The organism is Enterobacter cloacae complex sp. 382A5 (assembly GCF_050031095.1).
GTDB lineage: Bacteria > Pseudomonadota > Gammaproteobacteria > Enterobacterales > Enterobacteriaceae > Enterobacter > Enterobacter cloacae.
The window spans coordinates 2,408,296-2,429,961 of record NZ_JBLGVK010000001.1; the positions used below are offsets into that span (position 1 = coordinate 2,408,296).

Consider the following 21,666-nt stretch of genomic DNA (forward strand, 5'->3'; position numbering starts at 1 on the left):
CCTGTTATGAATCAGGTTTACACGTTATCAGATAATGCCGTTTGCCTTTAACACCTTGTGCAGTTCAGGAAGCTGACACACGGCGTCTGCAATGGCCGTTATCTTTGGCGTATTCTCGGCAAACCACGCATGCCGTGGCCCCCAGGTACGTGCGACCGCAATATAGACGTCGAGTAACGTAAGCTGTTCCCCCAGCGCAAACGGGGCCGCTTTGAGCTGGCTATCGAACCATAAATAGAGGGATTTACGGTATTCGATACAATTTTTCTTCAACTGTTCCGGTGCGTCAGGTACCCAGCGTTCGGGATAATCGGCATAGGTAAAGGTGGGATAGACGTTCGCGACAAACCAGATAAGCAAGCGCTGAAACTGCTGACGTTCTGCCTGTCCGACGGGCGGCGCCAGATCGGGACACCTGTCGAGCACCATCAGGGCGATGGCGGCTGTTTCGGTCATGATCGCGCCATTTTCCAGCGCCAGTGTCGGCACCTGGCACAATGGATTGAGTCTTTGCAGCAATTCGCGCTGCGGACCGGGCGCATCAAACCCGTCCACATTAATAAACTCATAAGGGATGTCTGCCAGAGTCAGCATCACTTCGCTGATTGCCGAGCCCCAGCCGGGTGCACCATAAAGTTTGATCATGTTGCCCTCTCAGGAGTGAAAATCCTAAGTGTAGAGCACAATTAATACGTGATCCCAGGCGGGTTAACCTCCGAGTGTGTCACCGCTTCGCCCTGCTCTCCCCAGCGCGCCAGCACCTTCTGATACTCCCCGCGCGTGATCGCGCCGTCCAGCGCGGCCTGCAGGGCGTAGACCAGTTGATTGCCTTTTTTGGTGGTCGTGGCGACATACGCTTTTTTCGGGCCCAGCCCGACAACGCGCGTTTTACCGGTCAGCGCGGCTTTATACGCCGCGACCGACTGTGGCCCAAAGAACACATCCGCCCGCCCGGACTGAATATAAAGATTGCCCGAGGCATCATCCGTCAGGTACACCGGCAGCGCGGGCTCACGCCCGGCCTTTTTATTCTCCTCGTTCCAGCCTAACAGGATGCGCTCCTGATTGGTGCCGGATCCGACAATAACCTTTTTACCCGCAAGATCTTCAGGACCGTTAATCGACCGCACCGGACTGGTGGATTTCACCGTAAACGCCAGCGAATCGACGCGATAGGTTGCAAAATCAAACTTCTCTTTGCGCTGTTCGGTCACCGCAATGTTCACCAGCGCCACGTCATAGCGCCCGGAAGTGATCCCCAGCGGCCAGTCTTCCCAGGCGGTGGGAACGAGCTTCAGTTTTAGCCCCAGGCTGCCTGCCAACAGCCGGGCGATATCCGGATCGCTGCCGATACGCGTACGGTTGTCGCTGGCAAGCAGGGCCAGCGGCGGTGAGTTAAGCGCAGAAATGGCCACCGTGAGGGTTCCCGGCTCGACAAATTTGTAATGAGCGGGGATCTTCGCCACCGCCTGCTGATCCACCGTCACCGGCAGCGGCTGCTCGTTGGCTTTTAAATCAATACTGGCATGGCTGGCGGCGGTAAAGGCCAGCCCTGCCAGAAGTCCATATTTCATGGGTACTCCTTACAGGACTCGTGAAAGGAACTGACGCGTTCGCGCGTGCGATGGCCGGTTCAGCACCTCATCGGTGCTGCCCTGCTCCACAATTTTACCGTCGACCATAAACACCACCTGATCCGCTACTTCTCTGGCGAAACCGATCTCATGGGTGACCACCACCAGCGTGGTGCCGGAACGGGCGAGTTTCTTGATGACATCCAGCACTTCGCCAACCAGCTCCGGGTCTAGCGCCGAGGTGGGTTCATCAAACAGCATGACTCGCGGACGCAGCGCCAGCGCGCGGGCAATGGCGATGCGCTGCTGCTGTCCGCCGGAGAGATGGCGCGACCAGGCATCCGCTTTATCACGCAGCCCCACCACATCCAGCAGGCTATACGCCTGCTCAACGGCCTCTTTTTTGCTCAGTTTTTTATGGGCGACAGGCGCTTCAATCAGGTTTTCCAGCACCGTGAGATGCGGGAAGAGATTAAAGTTCTGGAACACATAACCCACATTGACGCGCTGTTTGAGGATCTCTTTCTCTTTTAACTCGTAGAGTTTGTCACCCCGACGGCGATAGCCGATGTAATCCCCGTCAATCTGAATAAACCCTTCGTCGACGCGCTCAAGGTGGTTGATGGTACGCAGCAGGGTCGATTTACCGGAGCCGGACGGTCCGAGGATCACCGTGACGGATCCCGGTGGGATCTCAAGCGACACGTTATCGAGCGCTTTATGGCGACCAAAGAATTTACTGATGCCGGTAATGGAAATATGTCCTTCATGAGAGGCTTGCATGGACGGGCTCCTGTGCGGGCGTGGTGGTGACGGAACGGGAACGGGTACGGCTGAGGGTACGGTTCTGATTCACCGCCGAGCGACGTTCGCTGCGGGCCAGTCCCCGCTCAACACCATACTGGATAGCGGACAACACGGTGGTAATCACCAGGTACCAGGCAGCCCCCACCATCAGCAGCGGGATCACCTCCTGCGTGCGGTTGTAAATCATCTGGATGGTGTAGAACAGCTCCGGCATGGCCAGCACGTAAACCATCGCCGTCCCCTTCGCGAGACTGATGATTTCGTTAAACCCGGACGGCAGTATGGTGCGCAGTGCCTGCGGCAGAATGATCCGCACCGTACGACGCCAGGCCGGTAGCCCCAGCGCAGCGGCCGCTTCATACTGACCATGATCCACGCCGAGGAAGCCCCCGCGAATGATCTCCGCGGTATAGGCGCTCTGCACCAGCGTTAGCCCGACAACGGCGGTAGAGAATTGCCCCAGCACATTGATGGTTTCAAAGCTGCCCCAGGTCATGCCGGTGAACGGCACCCCGAGCGAGAGCGTGTCGTAGAGATAGGAAAAGTTATAAAGGATGATCAGCACTACAATCAGGGGCAGCGAGCGAAACAGCCAGATATAGCCCCAGGCCAGGCTGCTCAGCAGCCAGGATGACGAGAGTCTCGCCAGCGCCAGCATACCGCCCAAAATCACGCTCAGCGCGGTGCCAATCAGCGTCAGCAGTAATGTCTGGCCGACGCCTTCAAGGATCACCGGGTCTAAGAACCAGCGGGCAAACACAGACCACTCCCAGCGCGGGTTAAAGGCGACGGACTGGACAACGACCGCCAGGACAAACAGCGCCACCACGGCACCGACGGCCCGTAGCGGATAACGCGCCGGGACCACTTTTATGGTTTCAACGTTGCTCATCATCGTACCTCATGCGGTTTTACTTAACGCTTCACGAACCAGCGTTTTGGTGAAACGCAACCGACCATCAAACGGGGGCTGGCTGTACTCTTCCGGATCGCGGTTAAGATCGAACTGCGGCTGGTAACCCTGGCTAAGATAGAGCCGTACCGCTTCCGGCTGGCGAAATCCGGTGGTCAGGTAGATCTGGCTGTAGCCTGCCAGCACCGCCCGGCGCTCCAGCTCCTGCACCACGCGCCCCGCAAGCCCCTGCTGACGCAGGCTTTTGTCCGTCCAGATGCGTTTGATTTCTGCGGTGCGTTCGTCGAAGGGTTTGTACGCCCCGGTGGCAATAATCTTCCCGTCACGCTCCAGGACGATAAACAGCCCCTGCGGCGCCAGATACCACTCGGTGAGCTCGACCTCAGCATCTTTCGAAAAATAGTCACCGTAGCGGGCAGCGTATTCACCGAACAGCCCATTGATGATGGGCTGAAGATCGGCATCTTCCGGCGAAACGTCACGAAATTGTTCGCTCATAACGCCTCCTTAATCACCCAGACCAGCCGGGTTGACTTCCGACTGCGGGATGCGTTCCACCCCTTCTCCCCAGCGGTTCAGCACTTTGTCGTAATCGCCGTTTTTGATCACGCCATTAAGCGCGGTCTGCACCGGTTCCACCAGGCCGCTGCCTTTTTTCAGCGTCACCGCGATATGCGCCGCCTTCGGCCAGCCGCCGTCAACGCTTCCCACCAGTTTGGTTTTACCGGTCAGCGCCGCTTTCCACGCGCCAATCACGTTTGGGCCAAAATACGCATCCGCACGCCCGGACTGGAGCGCCAGCGTTTGTGCCGCATCATCTTTGGTGTAGACCGGGGTAAACGGTTTCAGTCCCTTCTTAAGGTTTTCGGCGTTCCATGCCAGCAGGATGGCCTCCTGGTTAGTGCCTGAGCCGACAATAATCCGCAGCCCGGCAATGTCCTCCGCCTTCTGCAGGGATGTGATTGGACTGGTTGATTTCACATAGAAACCGAGCGAATCCTTACGGTAGGTGGCGAAATCAAACTTCTCCTTACGCGCTTTAGTCACGGTGATGTTGCTGATCGCCGCATCGTATTTCCCGGAGGCCACCCCCAGCGGCCAGTCCTCCCAGGAGGTTGGCACCACGTTCAGCTCCAGCCCCAGGCTGTCCGCCACCAGACGGGCCACGTCAACTTCGCTTCCCAGAAGCGTTTTGTTGTCATCCGAGAAAACCGTCAGCGGCGGTTGATTGAGGCCCGCCACCGCGACGGTAAATTTCCCCGGCACGGCAAAGCGATAATCTTTCGGCAACTGCGCGATGGCATCGTCGTTTTTGGCGGTATTGATCGGCGTTTTGTTGGCCTCAATACTCACGCCGGTGCCGTTAATGTTCACATTCTCTGCCCAGACGGCAGGGGTAAAGGCCAGCGCGAGCGCCAGAATAAGCGATGGTTTATGCATAGCGGGTTCTCTTTTATTGTTGTGTGAACTGATTTTTGGGTTCGTCCAGGCCCAGGCTGTCGCGCAGCGTGGTCCCGGGGTAGTCAGTGCGAAACAGGCCGCGGGCCTGTAGCACCGGCACCACCTGGTCAACAAAGCGCGGGAAGGTATCGGGTGTCCCGCCCTGGATGATGAAGCCGTCGGCTGCATAGCCGTCGAACCACGCCTGCAGGCCGTCCGCCACCTGCTCCGGCGTGCCGGAAAAACGGGGGCGTGGTGAGGCCACTTCCAGCGCGACCTGACGCAGCGTCAGCTGACGTTCGCGGGCATTACGCTTTATCTCATCCGTGGTGCTGCGGAAGCTGTTTTTCCCCAGATCGCCAAGGTCCGGGAACGGCTCGTCGAGCGGATACTGACTGAAATCGTGATGTTCGAAATAGCGTCCGAGATAATTGAGGGCATCCTTAACCGACACCAGCGCCGCGGTGGTCTGGTACTGGTTTTCCACATCTTCGGCATCTTTTCCGACAATCACGCTCACGCCCTGGAAGATGTGCAAATCAGAGGCACGACGACCGTTGTTTTCCAGCTGCTGCTTCACATCGCGGTAGAACGCTTGTGCTTCTTCGAGAGTTTCATGGTGGGTGAAGATCGCATCGGCATGCTTCGCAGCCAGCTTTTTACCGTCGTCCGATGCGCCCGCCTGGAACACAATCGGACGTCCCTGCGGCGTGCGACCAATATTGAGCGGCCCGGCGACCTGGAAGAAATCACCCCGGTGATCCAGGGTATGCAGTTTGGCGGGGTCAAAAAACTGACCACTCTCTTTGTTGCGCACAAAGGCACCGCCTTCCCACGAGTCCCACAGCCCTTTCACCACATCGAGATACTCATCCGCAATGCGGTAGCGCAGCGCGTGCTCGGGGTGTTTTTCACGCGAGAAGTTCCTGGCCGACCCTTCCAGCGGCGAGGTGACGACGTTCCAGCCCGCACGGCCGTTGCTGAGATGATCCAGGCTGGCAAACTGGCGCGCCACGGTAAAAGGTTCGCTGTAGGAGGTGGATAACGTGCCCACCAGCCCCAGACGCGAGGTAATGCTCGCCAGCGCGGAGAGCACCGTTAACGGCTCAAAGCGATTTAAAAAATGCGGGATCGACTTCTCATTAATGTAGAGGCCATCCGCTACGAATAAAAAGTCGAGCTTGCCCTCCTCTGCTTTTAACGCCGTCGCTTTGACGAAATCAAAATTAATACTGGCATCGGCCACCGCCGCAGGATGGCGCCAGGCGGACATATTCCCGGAAGCACCGTGCAAAATGGTCCCCAGCCGCAATTGTCGGGTTGCAGACATATTCACCTCTTCTGAATTAAACGTGTTGCAGGGCTTTTTCCGCAAGCTGTGCAAAATAACGGGCAGCCGGCTCAATTAATGCTTCGTCCGGATTAAAGGCCGGGTGATGTAAACCATACGGGCTATTGCTGCCAATGCTGACAAACGCGCCGGGGATCTGCTGCAGATAGACTGCAAAATCCTCTCCGCCCATATGCAACTCGGCATGCTGCGTTTCATACCCCGCTTCCCGGGCGACCGACGTGGCAAACGCCGCCCAATGCTCGTCATTGACCAGCGCAGTCGGTCCGGCATACCAGGTGATATCAATCCGGGCACTGAAGGCGCTGGCGAATCCGGCAGCGATTTCACCGACGCGCGCTTTGACGTTCTGCTGAACTTCCGTGCGATGCGTGCGCAGCGTCCCTTCCAGCTCAACGCTTTCCGGCAGGACGTTCCAGGTATTGCCGCCCGCAATGCGCGTTACGCTCAGCACAACGGAGTCCAGCGTATTCACGTTGCGACTGGCGACGCTCTGCAACGCGGTAACAAGCTGGCTTGCCAGCACAATCGCGTCGTTGCCTTCATGAGGCCGTGCGGCATGAGCACCTTTGCCGGTAATGCGGATCACAAACCGATCGACGTTGGCATAGAACGGCCCGCCGCGGGTGGCAAACTCACCCACCGGCAACCCCGGCTCGTTGTGCATACCGAAGATGGCGCTGACGTCACGTAACGCCCCGGCCCGCACCATGCTCTTCGCACCGCCAAAATTCTCTTCGGCAGGCTGGAACAGGATCCGCACGCGACCGTTGAGCAACGCTTCACGTTCTTTTAGTTTTAATGCCGCACCGAGGATCACGCTGGTGTGGATGTCGTGACCGCAGGCGTGCATGACTCCCGCACGCTGCGAGCTAAACGCCACCCCGCTGCGCTCTTCGATCGGTAAGGCATCAATGTCCGCCCGCAGGGCAATCAGTTTGTTGCCGGTGCCGATCTCCGCCACCAGCCCGGTAGGCAAGTCATAAGGTAGCGGCGTAATACCGGCATGGGTCAGCCACTGGTGCAAACGGGCGGTTGTTTCCACCTCCTGGCCCGACAGCTCCGGGTGCTGGTGTAGCTCACGACGCCAGGCAATCAGTTGTTCGCCAAAACGCATACGTTGACCTCCCTGTTAAGTCGCGCCTGCGCCAGCAGACGCAGGGACTGCACGCGCGCGGCGCCGTCCGCAACCGGTGTGTCGATAATGAATTCGTCAATCCCCCACTGGTGATGCAGAGCGTCCAGTTGTGCCAGTACCGACTCAGCGGTCCCGGCCACCAGCGACTGCGCGCGACGCGCTATACGCAGCGGCTCGCTGCCTGCCTGACGCGCAAACGCATAGGCTTGCTCTTCGCTGGCCACCGTAACGCGCTGGCCGTTTGCCAGCTCCACGCCCCAGACTTCAACCTTTTGTGCCAGCGAGTGTGCCTGGGCCTGAGAGTCCGCCACAATGACCTGAACCGCCACAATCACCTCCCGGGCGCTGTGTTCCCGCCAGGTGGTGATGACCTCGCGCAGCAGGTCGGGATCGCCATTCAGGTGAGCGGCAAAGACAAAATTCCAGTTGAGCTTTGCGGCCAGCAGAGCACTTTCGACACTCGCCCCCAGCAGGAATCCTTGCGCCGGAACCGGCGGCAGCGGCGTGGCGCGAACCGCCTCCTCCGCCGACTGATTTTCAGGACGGATCCAGCTATCGAGCTGCGCCAGCTGTTCGGCAAAACTGCCCTTTTCCTGCTGATTCAGACCGAGTTGCAACGCGCGAGTAGAGAGCGGCAGACCGCCAGGCGCTTTTCCAACGCCCAGATCCACGCGTCCGGGAGCCAGGGCAGCCAGGAGATTGAAATTTTCTGCAACTTTATACGGGCTGTAGTGTTGCAGCATGACACCGCCCGATCCCACCCGGATACGCGTAGTCTGCCCGAGGATCCAGGCAATCAATAACTCCGGCGAGGGGCTGGCCAGCTGCGGGGTGTTGTGGTGTTCGGCAATCCAGAAACGGTGATAACCGAGAGTTTCCGCCTGTTGCGCCAGCGCCAGGGTTCGCGCCAGCGCATCGGCGGCTGTTTCATTTTCAGCGATGGGGCTTTTATCCAGAATGCTGATTCGCCAGGACATGTTGCGTTCTCGTTTGACTTAACATGTCGTTATTAATAAAGGCGTATTTCACCGCTGAGAAACAATTAATTTACATTTGGTTTGCCGGAAATCAGATATATAAAACCCTGTTAAGAATAAGACTTTAGTGAGGAAATCAGCGTTTCCGCCTGAGCGCGGCGGGTAATACGGATAAAGCGTATGTGTGCGTAGTCCGGGTTTTGCATATCGACCTGATAACGCCTGCGGTTGTTGCGCCAGGTTTTAATCGTCCAGATGATAATGGACTCTCTGCTGAGGAAGGCGCGCCGGAAACTCTCTTTATTGCCCGTTCCCGGCCAGAGTTCGTGTTGATGCCAGGCCCGTTTGCTCGCCCGGATAACGGCCTGATACAGCGTACGGACAAATCCATAGTCCACCCAGACGACCAGATCCACATTGCGCCATTTAACGGGGCGCGTGCGGTTATAGTTGCCATCGAGCACCCAGTTTTGAGAAGCGCTTAATGCATGCTCCAGTTTTTCCAGAAAAGCATCATCTGCTGTGCCCTGCCAGTTCGGGCGCCAGTAAAGCCTGTCCATTTCAATATAAGGAATAGCCAGCTCATCAGCGATCCGTCTTGCCAGCGTGGTTTTTCCACTTCCGCTGGTGCCGATTACATTAATTTTCACCGTTAGCCTCGTTCTGGCAGAATAAAAACCAAACCGATCATAGCGTTTACCTTCCGCTAGTTCCACTGAGCAACTGATAAGCGCCACTGATGTTTAAATCATCAATCCGCGAATCTTTTGTCTAAAAACTCACCACGATTCAGCGCGTTGTGATCCCCGTCTGCTCTGACCACACGATTTCCTTCGACGTGCATCACTTTCGGCACGGTTATATTTTGCGTCGCTTATCAATTGCAGGTAGGATGCCTCGCCATGTTTCGCCTTATCCATACGCAGAATGACTGGGAAGGCGACATGTGTTTGCGCAGAAGCAATCGTTTGTATGCTCTCTGCCAGGCAGGACTATCACGATAATGGTTCAGACAGGCAAACAGGTAACTCAATGAAAACAAGCAATAAAAGCGCAGCCGATCATCATGCTGCTAAACGTCGCTGGTTAAACTCCCATGAAGAGGGCTACCACAAAGCGATGGGCAACCGTCAGGTTCAAATGATCGCCATCGGCGGCGCTATCGGTACAGGTCTGTTTTTAGGTGCTGGTGCACGTCTGCAGATGGCTGGCCCGGCTCTCGCCCTCGTCTATCTGGTGTGCGGGATCTTCTCCTTCTTCATTCTTCGCGCGCTGGGCGAACTGGTACTGCATCGCCCTTCCAGCGGCAGCTTTGTCTCTTACGCCCGCGAATTTCTCGGTGAAAAAGCCGCCTACGTCGCTGGCTGGATGTACTTCGTTAACTGGGCGATGACCGGTATCGTCGATATCACTGCCGTTGCGCTGTATATGCACTACTGGGGCGCGTTTGGCGATATCCCGCAGTGGGTCTTTGCGCTTGGCGCCCTGGCGATTGTCGGCACCATGAACATGATCGGCGTGAAGTGGTTCGCCGAGATGGAGTTCTGGTTTGCACTGGTAAAAGTGCTGGCGATTGTGATTTTCCTGGTCGTGGGTACCGTCTTCCTTGGCAGCGGTAAGCCGCTGGACGGCAATGCAACCGGCTTCCATCTGATAACCGATAACGGCGGCTTCTTCCCGCACGGTCTGCTGCCGGCGCTGGTTCTGGTGCAGGGCGTGGTGTTCGCCTTTGCCTCTATCGAGCTGGTGGGTACGGCGGCGGGCGAATGTAAAGACCCGCAGACCATGGTGCCAAAAGCCATTAACAGCGTGATCTGGCGTATCGGTCTGTTCTATGTGGGTTCTGTGGTGCTGCTGGTTCTGCTGCTGCCATGGAACGCCTACCAGGCGGGTCAGAGCCCGTTTGTGACCTTCTTCTCTAAACTCGGCGTGCCATACGTGGGCAGTATCATGAACATCGTGGTGCTGACCGCGGCGCTCTCCAGCCTGAACTCTGGCCTCTATTCTACCGGCCGTATTCTGCGCTCCATGTCGATGGGCGGCTCTGCGCCGAAGTTTATGTCGAAGATGAGCAAGCAGCAGGTGCCATATGCCGGTATCCTGGCGACGCTGGTGGTCTACGTGTTTGGCGTGTTCCTGAACTACCTGGTGCCGTCCCGCGTGTTCGAGATCGTGCTGAACGTGGCTGCGCTGGGGATTATCGCCTCCTGGGCCTTTATCGTGGTCTGCCAGATGCGTCTGCGCAAAGCCATTAAAGAGGGCAAAGCGGCTGACGTGAGCTTCAAGATGCCGGGTGCTCCGGTGACCTCATGGCTCACCCTGCTGTTCCTGTTCAGCGTGCTGGTACTGATGGCGTTCGACTACCCGAACGGCACCTATACCATCGCCACCATTCCGCTGCTGGCCGTTCTGCTGATTGCCGGCTGGTTTGGCGTGCGTAAGCGCGTGCATGAAATCCACAGCACCGCGCCGGTTCATCATGACGATGAAAAACACGACGGCCCGCTGGTGGAAGAGACCTCGCGTTAATAAAAAAAGCCGGGTGGCGGCTTCGCCTTACCCGGCCTACATTTCAGGATTTTGTAGGCCCGGTAAGCGCAGCGCCACCGGGCAAAGTCCGCATTAGAGCGCGATACGTACCACATCATCAGGCTGGGTCGCTTCCTGCTGACGGGTGGATTTCTGTTTCACCGTCACGTACAGCGTTTTGCCATCGGCAGAGAGCGCCAGACTGTTTGGATAGACCGGCGTGTCGAAGGTTTTCGTCACTTTGTAGGTTTTGGTGTCAATCACGCTCACCTTTCCGGCTTCACGATGCGTCACGTACGCTTCGTTGCGCGTCGGGTTAAAGAGCACCGCCAGCGACTCTGGCGTCGCGATCTTCTCAATCACGCTGCCATCTTTCAGGCTCACCACCAGCACTTCCGGCTGTTTTGAATCGGTCAGGAAGGCACGCTGCCCGGCCGTATCCAGACTCAGGTTCAGATAGAAGTGCTCTTTACCATCATCCTGCACCTTTTTGCGGCTGATGATTTTGTTGCTGGCGGTATCAATTGTCACCAGTTCGCCGTCGGCGTTAGTGGTATAGAGGCGTTTCGCCTGCGCATCCAGCGCGAGGCCGGTGCCGTAAGTACCGGTATTGGCGATGGTATCCTTCAGCTTCAGCGTTGTGCCATCCACCACCCAGATCACGCTCTCTTTACCGACCCCGGTGATGTACACGGTGTGGGTGGCATCATCCGCCACCAGCTGACGTGGCTGCAGCGGTTTGACCGTGTCACTGCGTTTGCGGTCGTCCAGAACCAGGCGCCCTTTCACCTCGCCCGTTTTGGCATCAATGGCGGTTACGGCGCCGTTGATGGTGTTACCCAACCACAGCGTCTGGGAGGCCGAATCCAGGGTCGCGCCAAACGGTTTAAGATCGTTATGAATAACCTGCGTCACGTCCAGTGTGACCGGATCGAGGCGATACACAATTCCGCCTTTATCCATTTTACGGCTTTGTGATGTCGCAACCCACAGCGCATTCTCCTGCTGGCTCACGGCCATTTCATACGCGCCTTTGCCTACCGCTTTGCGCAACATCTCTTCGCCAGCATGCACCTGGAAGGTACCGGCAAGCAGTAAAGCGCTACACAACAGAGAACGACGCAGACGCGGCGAGCACAGATGACGTAAAGACATAACAATTCCTTTTTCACAAGAGGGGGTGTACTGCTGACATCACTTCCGGTCGGCAACGTCATGGCATTGCCGTTTTGTTAATGAGAATAGTAATCATTAATCAGCAAAATGTGGAGTTTTTCTTTTCCGTTTCGCCTTTCCTTAACGCAATGTGCGGTTATAGTTTTCAAAGCATTTACAAAAGTTTTAACATATATGCACATGTTCCATTTGGTACGTTTCTTATCCTTAACCGGTTTATTTCATGAAAATCATTTCTGCCCATAGGGCTACGCTTCCACTGCTGCTGGCTCCTGTTATCTTTTCGCCCCTCACCGCAATGGGCGCGGATGAACAGACCCTGATCGTCAGCGCCACCCCACAAACGGTATCGGAGCTTGATACCCCGGCGGCGGTCAGCGTCGTGAACGGCGATGATATGCGTCACGCCGCGCCACGCATTAACCTCTCGGAATCGCTTGGTAGCGTCCCGGGCCTGCAAATTCAGAACCGCCAGAACTACGCCCAGGATCTGCAGCTGTCGATGCGTGGCTTTGGTGCCCGCTCCACCTTCGGGGTGCGCGGTATTCGAATGTACGTGGATGGGATCCCGGCGACCATGCCAGACGGCCAGGGCCAGACTTCTAACATCGACCTCTCCAGCGTTGAGAGCGTGGAAGTGCTGCGCGGCCCCTTCTCTGCCCTGTATGGCAACGCCTCCGGTGGCGTGATCAACATCAACACCCAGACCGGTCAACAGCCGCCGACCATTGAGGCCAGCAGCTTTTACGGCAGTTACGGTACCTGGCGCTACGGGATGAAAGCCACCGGCGCGATGGGCGACGGCACACACGCGGGCGATGTGGATTACACCGTATCCACCACCCGCTTCACCACCAAAGGCTACCGCGATCACAGCGGTGCGCGGAAGAATCTCGCCAATGCCAAACTGGGCGTGCGGATTGACGATGCCAGCAAGCTGACGCTGATCTTTAACAGCGTGGACATGAAAGCCAACGATCCGGGTGGACTGAATTACCAGGAGTGGCAGGATAACCCGCGCCAGTCTCCGCGTGGCGATCAGTACAACACGCGCAAAACCATCAAGCAGACCCAGGCCGGGCTGCGCTATGACCGCCAGCTCAGCGCGCAGGACGATCTCAGCGTCATGATGTACGCCGGCGAGCGTGAAATGACCCAGTACCAGTCGATCCCTTATCAGCCACAGCTGCGCCCCTCCCACTCTGGCGGTGTGATTGATATGCAACGTCACTATCAGGGCATCGATACACGTTGGACGCACCGCGGCGAACTGCTGGTGCCGGTGACCTTTACCACCGGCCTGAACTACGAAAACATGAGCGAAGATCGTCGCGGGTATGAGAATTTCGTGATGAACAACGGCGTACCGGAGTACGGCGTAAAAGGCGACAAGCGCCGCAACGAACGTAACCTGATGTGGAACGTCGATCCTTACCTGCAAACCCGCTGGCAGTTAACCCAGAAACTCTCTGTGGATGCCGGGGTGCGTTACAGCTCCGTCTGGTTTGATTCCAACGATCATTACGTTACGCCAGGCAACGGTGACGACAGCGGCGACGCGAGCTATCACAAGTGGCTCCCGGCCGGGGCGGTGAAGTATGCCGTGACGGACGCGTGGAACCTTTACGCTGCGGCAGGTCGTGGATTTGAAACCCCCACCATCAATGAACTCTCCTACCGCGCGGATAACCAGGGTGGGCTGAACATTGGCCTGAAACCGTCCACCAACAATACCTATGAAGTGGGTAGCAAAACCCGCATCGGCAATGGCCTGCTGACCGCGGCCCTGTTCCGCACCGACACCGACGATGAAATTGTGGTGGATGCCAGCTCTGGCGGACGTACCAGCTACAAAAACGCCGGTAAAACCCGTCGTCAGGGGGTGGAAGTTTCCCTCGATCAGCAGTTTGCTGAAAACTGGAAGCTGAAAATGGCATGGACATATCTGGACGCCACCTACCGCACCAACGTCTGCGGTGATGACAACTGTAACGGCAACCGGATGCCGGGTATTGCCCGCAATATGGGCTTTGCCTCGTTTGGCTGGCAGCCTGAGGAAGGCTGGTATGCGGGTACCGACGTGCGTTACATGAGCGATATCATGGCCGACGACGAAAACACGGCAAAGGCTCCGTCTTACACGGTGGTCGGTCTGAATACCGGGTATAAGTTCAACTACGGCAACTGGGGCCTGGATCTCTTTGGTCGCGTTGATAACCTGTTCGACAAAACGTATGCCGGCTCGGTGATTGTCAACGAATCCAACGGACGTTATTACGAACCGGCTCCGGGTCGTAACTACGGCGTTGGCCTGTCGGTTGCTTATCGTTTCGAGTAGGACTAAAACAGGCATTTTATTGCCTGTTTTTCTCTTTCGTAATCTTAAATATCGTTCCTGATGGCGTAGAGCCATCAGGACTTATTCATGGAGCGAATGTTTTACGACGGAAATATAGATTGGCTACTAAATAATTCCTCAGCTAAAATATTGACGCTGTAAAAGTGAATTAGCTTCATCAATCAGTTTATCCACCGCTTTCTGGCTGGCTTCAACATCCCCTCTTTCCAGTGCCGCAAGTAACTCCTCGTTGTGATACGCCGACGCTTTGATGTCGTTGAGCTCCTGATGCAGATAGTTAATACAGGGCCCGATGCGTATCCACAGCTGCTCAATTAATGCGCTGAGCGTTGGCATCTCCGCATACTGATAAAGGGTGAACCGAAACACGCGATTCGCGTGCAGCTCCTGCTGAACATTGCCGTTGCGCATCGCCTCATGAAAGGCATCCGACATTTTGCGCAACGTCTCAAGCTTAGCTGGCGTCATATGCTGACAGGCGGCCGCTACCGCCATTGGTTCCAGTTGTTTCCTGATAGCGGTGATCTCGTTATAGCGTTCCAGCGTGACCTCCGGCACCAGAAACGCCTGCGCCGGTGTGGCCTGCAGCGCCCCTGAGGAGACCAGACGCAAAAGTGCCTCACGAACCGGTGTGATACTGGTTCCTAATTTATCGGCAATCTCTTTGGTAATCAGTCGAGCGCCAGGTTTCAACGAGCCTGTAATTAATGCCCCTTTCAAACTGATTTCAACTTGCATGGTAAGACTGATTCTTTGCGCTTTCTCTAAATGATCCAAATCAAGCATGTTCAATTCCTGTAGCTAAAACTTAATGCTATTTATTAACGTCAGTTTAAATAAACGACGTTGGTCCGATATATCCTGTATCGTCATGCCTGGTGGTGGGAAATGCGTATAAACATCAAAAAGTACAAACACGGTTTTTTATCGCTCTTTGGCTCATCCGCAAGGAGGGCACGAAAGCTGTGTAGGTTTAATTAAAGACAATATATCGTATCTTCACAAATAAATATGGCGGGTTACCCCGCCATAATCTTGTTTATTTATTGTCTGCCGCGACGCGAATCACGACTTTGCCAAAGTTTTTGCCTTCCAGAAGGCCAATCAGCGCATCCGGTGCGTTTTCCAGCCCGTCGGTCACCTGTTCACGATAGTGGATTTTACCCTCCTGCACCCAGCGCCCCATCTCTTCCTGGAACTCTTTGATGCGGTGTCCGTAATCCTGGCCGATGATAAAACCCTGCATACGAATGCGTTTTTTCAGGATGGTGCCCATTAACAGCGGCAAACGATCCGGCCCCTCAGGCAGACCGGTGGCATTGTAGCCGCTCACCAGACCACATACCGGCACCCGCGCGGAGGTATTGAGCAGCGGGAGCACGGCGTCAAAGACCTTACCGCCAACGTTTTCATAATAGATATCAATACCGTTCGGGCAGGCGTTCTGAAGCTGCGTGGCAAAATCATCGGCATGATGATCCAGACACTGGTCAAAGCCCAGCACCTCCACGGCATGGCGGCATTTCTCTGCGCCTCCGGCCACACCGATGACCCGGCAGCCTTTGATTTTACCGATTTGCCCAACCGTCGCACCTACGGGCCCCGTTGCCGCGGCAACCACCAGGGTCTCACCCGCTTTGGGTTGCCCGATATCCAGCAGCCCCATGTAAGCGGTAAAGCCCGGCATCCCAAGAACGCCCAGCGCCCAGGAAGGATGGGAGGGATTTTCGCCCAGTTTGACCAGACCACTGCCGTCAGAAAGGTCGTACTCCTGCCAGCCGCTGTATCCCAGCACCCATTCCCCTGCTTTAAAATCCGGATGACTGGACTGCTCAACGCGGCTGACCGTTCCGCCGACCATCACCGCACCAATTTCAACCGGCGGTGAATAGGATGGCGCATCGCTCATGCGGCCGCGCATGTACGGGTCAAGCGAAAGCCAGATCGTACGCAGCAGAACTTGTCCTGCCGCCGGTACCGGAACCGGCTGCTCTTCGAGACGAAAGTTATCCGCGACCGGCGCGCCGTGTGGACGCGAAGCCAGTACCCAGCGACGGTTTTGCGAAACAGATTGATTCATCAGAGACTCCTTATGGTACAGATGTCCATTGATCCTGGCTCATGATCCGCCTGAGCGCCTTAACATTACGAGCCAGACTGGTTAAGACGAACCACCAGATAGACGCAGGGTTCATTGGTTTCGTTAATGAACCGACAGTCATTGGGCGGCCCGAGCTCCAGACAATCCCCGGCCTGCATTTCGTGGCGGGTGTCGCCTTCCTGAAAGACCAGCTCCCCGGACTGCAGCCAGATCAGCTGGCGGGCCAGCGCATAGGACGATGCGGGCATCGGCACATCGCTCCCGGCGGGCAGTTCAACCTGGACAAGATCGATGGGCAGATCGGTGCGCGGTGAAACGTGGCGGCGCAGATAATGGGTTTGCGGATCGCGCCAGACGGGCTGGTTAGCAAGGCGCAGCAGTTTACCCTCCTGCATCTCCGCTCTTGCTATCAGCGTTGACATGCTGATACCGAACGCGCCGGATAAGCGCGCAAGCAGCGTTGCCGTCGGGCTGCTGTCGCCGCGCTCAATTTTGTGGATCATGGCGCGCGAGACGCCTGCCCGATCGGCGAGTTCGCTCAGCGACCATCCGCGTGATTCGCGTTCAAGGCGAATTCTTGCGCTAATCCGTTGATTCATCGTGTCTGTTATGGTGTTCATGACGTCATACTATAGTGTATGAACGGTATTTCAATGAGGTTTTAATAACAAAAAAATCGGGCTTATACCGTAGCCATCTGTCCGGGTTGTTGTGTAATATCGTAGCAATAACGTAATAACATAGTAAACAACACATTCAGGGGTTCCATCATGATCGTTCGTCATGCCTGCAAAGAAGACTGCGCCGCTATTGGTGAAATTTACAACCACGCGGTGCTGCACACCGCCGCGATCTGGAACGATACCATGGTCGATACTGATAACCGTATCGCATGGTTTGAGGCCCGCACCCTCGCAGGTTATCCGGTGCTGGTAAGCGAAGAGAATGGCATCATCACTGGCTATGCCTCCTTCGGCGACTGGCGCGCCTTTGACGGTTTTCGTCATACGGTAGAGCACTCGGTTTACGTCCACCCGGGTCACCAGGGCAAAGGCATTGGCCGTATGCTGATGAAGGCGTTGATTATTGAAGCACGTGACATCGGCAAACACGTGATGGTGGCGGGGATTGAAGCGCAGAACCACGCCTCCATCCATCTTCATCAGACGCTTGGCTTTGTTACAACGGGTCAGATGCCGCAGGTGGGCACCAAATTTGGCCGCTGGCTGGACTTAACCTTTATGCAGCTGCAGCTTGATGAGCGCAGCGATCCGGATGCGATTAAATGAACCAATCACTGACGCTGGCTTTTCTGGTGGCGGCGGGCATTGGCCTGGTGGTGCAAAATACCCTGATGGTGCGCATCACCCAGTCCTCCTCCACCATACTCATTGCGATGCTGCTGAACTCGCTGGTCGGCATTGTGTTGTTTGTCAGCATTCTGCTGTTTAAACAAGGGGTTGCGGGGTTTAGCGAGCTGGCATCCACAGTGCGCTGGTGGACGTTGATCCCCGGGTTGCTGGGTTCATTTTTTGTTTTTGCCAGCATCAGCGGTTACCAGAATGTTGGCGCGGCGACAACCATCGCCGTGCTGGTGGCAAGCCAGCTCATCGGCGGGCTGATAATGGACGTGCTAAAAAGCCATGGCATCCCGCTGCGGGCGCTGATCGGCCCGGTGTGCGGTGCAGTAATGCTGGTGGTGGGCGCGTGGCTGGTGGCCCGACGCCAGTTTTGAACATTACAGAATAACGCCGCCTTTGGTGAGCTGCTCCTGGCGCGCCTCCATCTCTTCTTTATGTTGCTTACCGTGGTGCGAAATCGCGGTACGCAGGCGCTGCTGCTGGGTATAGCGTTCTTCGCGGCTCAGCTCAGCATCATCGCTCAGTTCAATCAGCAGTTCGTTCATATGCGCAATGACGCTTTCGTCAATCGCGGCATCCACACGGGCGATAATTTCGTTTAAATGTGACATTGTCACTCCTTTTTCGTTGCCGGGTGGCGGCTACGCCTTACCCGGCCTACCTGGCGTACCGTAGGCCCGGTAAGCGCAGCGCCACCGGGCACACAATCAGTTCAGCTTCGCTTTTGAGAAATCACTGCCCATCAGGCTCACGCTGTAACCCGTGACATTGCTGCGGGTTGCATAGAACGTTTTGCCGTTTGCCAGCGCAATCCACGGCGCCTGCTGATAGAAAATCTCCTGCGCCTGGCTATACAGCTTCGCACGATCGTCCGGGTTGCTGGTCAGTTTGGCTTTCTGCACCAGGGCATCATAATCCTTATTACACCAGCGCGCAGCGTTGGAGCCGGTTTTGATGCTATTGCAGCCCAGCAGGACATCGGCAAAGTTATCCGGGTCGCCGTTATCCGACATCCAGCCGAACAGCGCGGAGTCGTGCTCGCCTTTACGCATTCCGGAAAGATACTCTCCCCACTCGTAAGAGACGATTTTGGCCTTCACGCCCACTTTCGCCCAGTCGCTCTGGATCATCTCGGCAATACGGCGGGAGTTCGGGTTGTACGGACGCTGTACCGGCATTGACCACAGCGTGACCTCCGCGCCCTTCTCCAGTCCGGCCTGTTTCAGCAGGGCTTTCGCTTTTTCCGGGTCGTAGCTGTAATCCTTCAGATTTTTATTAAAGCCCATCATATTTGGCGGAATTGGAGATTTCGCGACCGTACCGGAGCCCATAAAGACGGCGTTAACGATGGCCTTTTTGTCGGTGGCGTAGTTCAGCGCCTGGCGCACAAGCACGTTATCAAACGGTTTTTTCTCGGTATTGAACGCCAGATACCCCACGTTCAGCGCATCGACGGAGTGCAGCGTCAGGTCTTTGTTGTTCTTAATGACGTCAAACTGCACCGGAGATGGCGCAGGAATGATCTGGCACTCATTGGTTTGCAGTTTCGCCAGACGAGTCTCCACGTTTGGCGTGATGGAGAAGATCAGGTGTTTGGTCGGGACCGGGCCTTCCCAGTAGTTCGGGTTAGCCACATAGCGGATCAGAGAATCCACTTTGTACTGCTGGAGTACATAGGGGCCGGTTCCGATTGGCCAGGTGTCGACGTTCTCAGGCGTGCCTTTTTTCAGCATTGCATCCGCATATTCGGCAGACAAAATGGAGGCAAAATCCATGCCCCAGTCGGCCAGGAAAGCGGCGTTCGGTTCACTGAGGGTGAACTGAACATGATAATCATCGACCTTTTTAACGTCCTGGATCAGCTTATCGAGGCCGACGTCGTTAAAGTATTCGTAATTGCCCTGCGACACATTGTGATACGGATGTTTAGGGTCTTTCTGACGCATGACCGAGAAAATAACGTCATCGGCATTAAAGTCGCGCGTCGGTTTGAAGTATTTGTTGCTGTTGAACTTCACTCCTTTACGCAGCGTAAAGGTATAGGTCTTGCCGTCGGGTGAAATCGTCCAGGATTCCGCCAGAGACGGAACCGGGGTGTTTTTCACCGGGTCGAAATTGATCAGGCGGTTATAGAGTACCTGAGAGCTGGCGACGAATGACGGGCCTGAGCTGGCAATTTGCGGGTTGAACGACTCGGGGGACGCTTCAGAACAGTAAATAAGGGTGTCGTTGTTTGCCGCCCATGCGGCACCGGCTGGTAAAATAGCGCTCAGCGCAAGGGCGAGCAGTGTTTTCCCTGTAGACATGGTTATAACCCTGACAGTTTTATTATATAGGACAGTAATAACAGCACAGCCGCTATAACCTGGCAAATAACGAAACACTATCAGGTTATTCTAAAGCCGCGTTTTTCGCTGGTTTTACAGCCAGTGCCGAAAAAGGTGATTTGTCTTAAGTTCCATTATCCGTCAAGCACAACCGTCACGATCTATGCCGCAAGAAATCGGCGCTTTTAGCGTCTCTTCCTCCGTTTGTTTGCTTTCCGGTTTCGTTAAAGTAACGGTGTGAAGAAGTATATGGGATCAAATCGTGGCAAAAACTCTTTTACGCAGCGGTAATCTGGATGATTTTCAGGCCGTTGGCGGCGGCGGACAAGCCGTTTTTGAATCAGCGTTGCAAATACGTGAAGCACTCCGGTTGCGCAAACAGCAGGCCATTGTCGACTGTCTGGCCATTCCGCAGGTCAACGACGGCGGTGACCGCGTGGACTGGTACTCCCCGGTGGAAGGTAGCGTCACCAGCTGGAAAACGGCCAATGAAGATGTCCGTTTTCGCGCCCTGCGCTATCTGGAAAACACCCTTGCCAGCGTCGAATCGCTGAGTAAGAAATGCCTCCAGTCGCCTAAAACCGCACAACAGCTCTTCGGCTCCTTGCTGTCGAAAGCCTTCCAGTTCCCGGGCGAAAACTTCCTCTATCTGGTTGACGGTAAACCGGTTATTGCGTTCTGGGGGTTTGTAAACCTGAATGAAAATGCACGCGATGATGTACTCGACTGCCTGCGCGAATCGTTGATCCCTGAGCCTGCGCCGGTGGTGATAGAGGAGCCTGAACCAGAGCCAGAACCGACCCCGGCCGTCACCTTTGAACACGCAGACGAACCGCTGATCGCGCCGGCCACCGTTGTGCGCATTACGCCGGAAGATCTGTATGAGCCTGAGCCTGCACCAGTCGTTGCGCCGCCTGTTGAAGAGCCTGCTCCTGCGCCCGTTGTGAAAAAGCGTCGCGTGCCCTTATGGTCGCTGCCGGTTGCCGCTGTGATCGTTGCCGCCATTGCCGCCCCGCTGCTGTGGCCAAAACAGGCCCCTTCGGCAGAGCCCGCGCCAGCAGCCGCCCCGGCACCGCAACCCGTGGCGATTGCCCCAAAACCGATTAAAGCGGTTGAACCACTGGCGATGAACCTGCCGCTGCATCAGGCTGAGGTGGTAGAGAGTAAAGCGAAGGAACCCGATCCCGCTCCGGTGTCTGCCCCGGTGGTGATTGCCGCGATCCCGAAAGATGCCATGGTCATGGAGGCCGGTCAGGTCAAAGCGGGCTCGACGCGTTTCCTGAACGGCACCTGGCGCGCCATTCTTGACGTAAAAGATCCGGTGACCGGCAAACCGCCGTCACTGCGCTATCAGATCCAGAACAACAAAGGCTTCGCCCGTGTTGTGCATGGCGATAACGTTGTATGCCGCGTAGAGGTTTTCTCCGGCCTGCACAGCAATGGCGAGCTGATGATTAAGAGTCGCGGCAATGCACGCTGCACAGACGGTTCCCGCTACCCGATGCCGGAAGTCTCCTGTAAAGCAGGCACCAGCGATGTCGCCGAATGCAATGCCCGTTATGATGCAAAAACCGTCGTTCCACTGACGTTTAAGAAAGCAGGTGCCTGATCCT

General features: G+C 56.1%; 19 protein-coding genes and 1 pseudogene. 5 read left to right on the forward strand and 15 right to left on the reverse strand.

Going from position 1 to position 21,666, the window contains the following annotated elements:
* Window positions 1-27: 27 nt before the first annotated feature.
* From ACQG2G_RS11390 to ACQG2G_RS11430, 9 genes and pseudogenes are all read right to left on the reverse strand, one after another.
* The gene (locus ACQG2G_RS11390; protein WP_013096501.1) at window positions 28-645 is read right to left on the reverse strand and encodes a glutathione S-transferase family protein; all 618 of its coding nucleotides are present in this window, start codon (window positions 643-645) and stop codon (window positions 28-30) included.
* A 41-nt stretch (window positions 646-686) separates the two neighbouring features.
* A complete protein-coding gene (locus ACQG2G_RS11395; RefSeq protein ID WP_048972823.1) occupies window positions 687-1,574 on the reverse strand; it encodes an ABC transporter substrate-binding protein in 888 nt (295 codons plus the stop codon).
* 9 nt (window positions 1,575-1,583) lie between these two features.
* Complete coding sequence (locus tag ACQG2G_RS11400) at window positions 1,584-2,357, reverse strand: amino acid ABC transporter ATP-binding protein (protein ID WP_061771422.1); 774 nt, start codon at window positions 2,355-2,357, stop codon at window positions 1,584-1,586.
* Window positions 2,341-3,273: an amino acid ABC transporter permease gene (locus ACQG2G_RS11405; RefSeq protein WP_038981855.1), complete on the reverse strand. Its 933-nt coding sequence runs from the start codon at window positions 3,271-3,273 to the stop codon at window positions 2,341-2,343. The genes ACQG2G_RS11400 and ACQG2G_RS11405 overlap by 17 nt, the downstream gene beginning before the upstream one ends.
* 9 nt (window positions 3,274-3,282) lie before the next feature.
* Complete coding sequence (locus tag ACQG2G_RS11410) at window positions 3,283-3,792, reverse strand: GNAT family N-acetyltransferase (RefSeq protein ID WP_013096497.1); 510 nt, start codon at window positions 3,790-3,792, stop codon at window positions 3,283-3,285.
* A 9-nt stretch (window positions 3,793-3,801) separates the two neighbouring features.
* Window positions 3,802-6,064: pseudogene (locus tag ACQG2G_RS11415) on the reverse strand (NtaA/DmoA family FMN-dependent monooxygenase).
* A gap of 16 nt (window positions 6,065-6,080) precedes the next feature.
* Entirely contained in the window at window positions 6,081-7,202 is a 1,122-nt protein-coding gene (locus ACQG2G_RS11420; protein WP_038981844.1) for an amidohydrolase, read from the reverse strand.
* Window positions 7,181-8,200: an LLM class flavin-dependent oxidoreductase gene (locus ACQG2G_RS11425; protein ID WP_061771419.1), complete on the reverse strand. Its 1,020-nt coding sequence runs from the start codon at window positions 8,198-8,200 to the stop codon at window positions 7,181-7,183. Before ACQG2G_RS11425 ends, ACQG2G_RS11420 begins: the two co-directional genes overlap by 22 nt.
* A gap of 110 nt (window positions 8,201-8,310) precedes the next feature.
* Window positions 8,311-8,850: an AAA family ATPase gene (locus ACQG2G_RS11430; RefSeq protein ID WP_040022663.1), complete on the reverse strand. Its 540-nt coding sequence runs from the start codon at window positions 8,848-8,850 to the stop codon at window positions 8,311-8,313.
* Between the two features lie 382 nt (window positions 8,851-9,232).
* Here ACQG2G_RS11430 and ansP point away from each other — a divergent pair, with 382 nt between their 5' ends.
* Window positions 9,233-10,729: an L-asparagine permease gene (ansP, locus tag ACQG2G_RS11435; protein WP_020684770.1), complete on the forward strand. Its 1,497-nt coding sequence runs from the start codon at window positions 9,233-9,235 to the stop codon at window positions 10,727-10,729.
* Between the two features lie 93 nt (window positions 10,730-10,822).
* Here ansP and ACQG2G_RS11440 read toward each other — a convergent pair whose 3' ends face one another.
* The gene (locus ACQG2G_RS11440; RefSeq protein WP_020689165.1) at window positions 10,823-11,884 is read right to left on the reverse strand and encodes a YncE family protein; all 1,062 of its coding nucleotides are present in this window, start codon (window positions 11,882-11,884) and stop codon (window positions 10,823-10,825) included.
* 244 nt (window positions 11,885-12,128) lie between these two features.
* Between ACQG2G_RS11440 and pqqU the strand changes: the two genes are divergently transcribed.
* Complete coding sequence (pqqU, locus tag ACQG2G_RS11445; protein WP_061772141.1) at window positions 12,129-14,243, forward strand: TonB-dependent receptor PqqU; 2,115 nt, start codon at window positions 12,129-12,131, stop codon at window positions 14,241-14,243.
* A gap of 138 nt (window positions 14,244-14,381) precedes the next feature.
* Here pqqU and ACQG2G_RS11450 read toward each other — a convergent pair whose 3' ends face one another.
* The 3 genes from ACQG2G_RS11450 to ACQG2G_RS11460 all read right to left on the reverse strand — a co-directional run bounded on the left by ACQG2G_RS11450 (window position 14,382) and on the right by ACQG2G_RS11460 (window position 16,985).
* Window positions 14,382-15,050, reverse strand: coding sequence for a GntR family transcriptional regulator (locus ACQG2G_RS11450; protein ID WP_348595847.1), 669 nt, complete (start codon window positions 15,048-15,050; stop codon window positions 14,382-14,384).
* Between the two features lie 253 nt (window positions 15,051-15,303).
* Window positions 15,304-16,344, reverse strand: a complete 1,041-nt coding sequence (locus ACQG2G_RS11455; RefSeq protein WP_058651299.1) for an NADP-dependent oxidoreductase — start codon at window positions 16,342-16,344, stop codon at window positions 15,304-15,306.
* A gap of 65 nt (window positions 16,345-16,409) precedes the next feature.
* Entirely contained in the window at window positions 16,410-16,985 is a 576-nt protein-coding gene (locus tag ACQG2G_RS11460) for a helix-turn-helix domain-containing protein (RefSeq protein ID WP_013096486.1), read from the reverse strand.
* 150 nt (window positions 16,986-17,135) lie between these two features.
* Here ACQG2G_RS11460 and ACQG2G_RS11465 point away from each other — a divergent pair, with 150 nt between their 5' ends.
* Both ACQG2G_RS11465 and ACQG2G_RS11470 read left to right on the forward strand, forming a co-directional pair.
* Window positions 17,136-17,654, forward strand: a complete 519-nt coding sequence (locus ACQG2G_RS11465; RefSeq protein WP_061772978.1) for a GNAT family N-acetyltransferase — start codon at window positions 17,136-17,138, stop codon at window positions 17,652-17,654.
* Window positions 17,651-18,100 (forward strand): DMT family transporter, encoded by a 450-nt coding sequence (locus ACQG2G_RS11470; protein WP_023621252.1) that lies wholly within the window; start codon window positions 17,651-17,653, stop codon window positions 18,098-18,100. Before ACQG2G_RS11465 ends, ACQG2G_RS11470 begins: the two co-directional genes overlap by 4 nt.
* Before the next feature lie 3 nt (window positions 18,101-18,103).
* Here the strand turns inward: ACQG2G_RS11470 and ACQG2G_RS11475 are convergent, their stop codons facing one another.
* Complete coding sequence (locus tag ACQG2G_RS11475; protein ID WP_061772977.1) at window positions 18,104-18,337, reverse strand: YdcY family protein; 234 nt, start codon at window positions 18,335-18,337, stop codon at window positions 18,104-18,106.
* Between the two features lie 96 nt (window positions 18,338-18,433).
* Window positions 18,434-20,032: an ABC transporter substrate-binding protein gene (locus ACQG2G_RS11480; RefSeq protein WP_248078559.1), complete on the reverse strand. Its 1,599-nt coding sequence runs from the start codon at window positions 20,030-20,032 to the stop codon at window positions 18,434-18,436.
* Window positions 20,033-20,315: 283 nt separating this feature from the next.
* Here ACQG2G_RS11480 and ACQG2G_RS11485 point away from each other — a divergent pair, with 283 nt between their 5' ends.
* The gene (locus ACQG2G_RS11485) at window positions 20,316-21,662 is read left to right on the forward strand and encodes an SrfA family protein (protein WP_061772209.1); all 1,347 of its coding nucleotides are present in this window, start codon (window positions 20,316-20,318) and stop codon (window positions 21,660-21,662) included.
* Window positions 21,663-21,666 lie beyond the last annotated feature (4 nt).

Coding starts and splice junctions, on each gene's coding strand:
- ACQG2G_RS11390 (WP_013096501.1), bottom strand. CDS start 645: ATGATCAAACTTTATGGTGCACCCGGCTGGGGCTCGGCAATCAGCGAA.
- ACQG2G_RS11395 (WP_048972823.1), bottom strand. CDS start 1,574: ATGAAATATGGACTTCTGGCAGGGCTGGCCTTTACCGCCGCCAGCCAT.
- ACQG2G_RS11400 (WP_061771422.1), bottom strand. CDS start 2,357: ATGCAAGCCTCTCATGAAGGACATATTTCCATTACCGGCATCAGTAAA.
- ACQG2G_RS11405 (WP_038981855.1), bottom strand. CDS start 3,273: ATGAGCAACGTTGAAACCATAAAAGTGGTCCCGGCGCGTTATCCGCTA.
- ACQG2G_RS11410 (WP_013096497.1), bottom strand. CDS start 3,792: ATGAGCGAACAATTTCGTGACGTTTCGCCGGAAGATGCCGATCTTCAG.
- ACQG2G_RS11420 (WP_038981844.1), bottom strand. CDS start 7,202: ATGCGTTTTGGCGAACAACTGATTGCCTGGCGTCGTGAGCTACACCAG.
- ACQG2G_RS11425 (WP_061771419.1), bottom strand. CDS start 8,200: ATGTCCTGGCGAATCAGCATTCTGGATAAAAGCCCCATCGCTGAAAAT.
- ansP (WP_020684770.1), top strand. CDS start 9,233: ATGAAAACAAGCAATAAAAGCGCAGCCGATCATCATGCTGCTAAACGT.
- ACQG2G_RS11440 (WP_020689165.1), bottom strand. CDS start 11,884: ATGTCTTTACGTCATCTGTGCTCGCCGCGTCTGCGTCGTTCTCTGTTG.
- pqqU (WP_061772141.1), top strand. CDS start 12,129: ATGAAAATCATTTCTGCCCATAGGGCTACGCTTCCACTGCTGCTGGCT.
- ACQG2G_RS11450 (WP_348595847.1), bottom strand. CDS start 15,050: ATGCTTGATTTGGATCATTTAGAGAAAGCGCAAAGAATCAGTCTTACC.
- ACQG2G_RS11455 (WP_058651299.1), bottom strand. CDS start 16,344: ATGAATCAATCTGTTTCGCAAAACCGTCGCTGGGTACTGGCTTCGCGT.
- ACQG2G_RS11460 (WP_013096486.1), bottom strand. CDS start 16,985: ATGAACACCATAACAGACACGATGAATCAACGGATTAGCGCAAGAATT.
- ACQG2G_RS11465 (WP_061772978.1), top strand. CDS start 17,136: ATGATCGTTCGTCATGCCTGCAAAGAAGACTGCGCCGCTATTGGTGAA.
- ACQG2G_RS11470 (WP_023621252.1), top strand. CDS start 17,651: ATGAACCAATCACTGACGCTGGCTTTTCTGGTGGCGGCGGGCATTGGC.
- ACQG2G_RS11475 (WP_061772977.1), bottom strand. CDS start 18,337: ATGTCACATTTAAACGAAATTATCGCCCGTGTGGATGCCGCGATTGAC.
- ACQG2G_RS11480 (WP_248078559.1), bottom strand. CDS start 20,032: ATGTCTACAGGGAAAACACTGCTCGCCCTTGCGCTGAGCGCTATTTTA.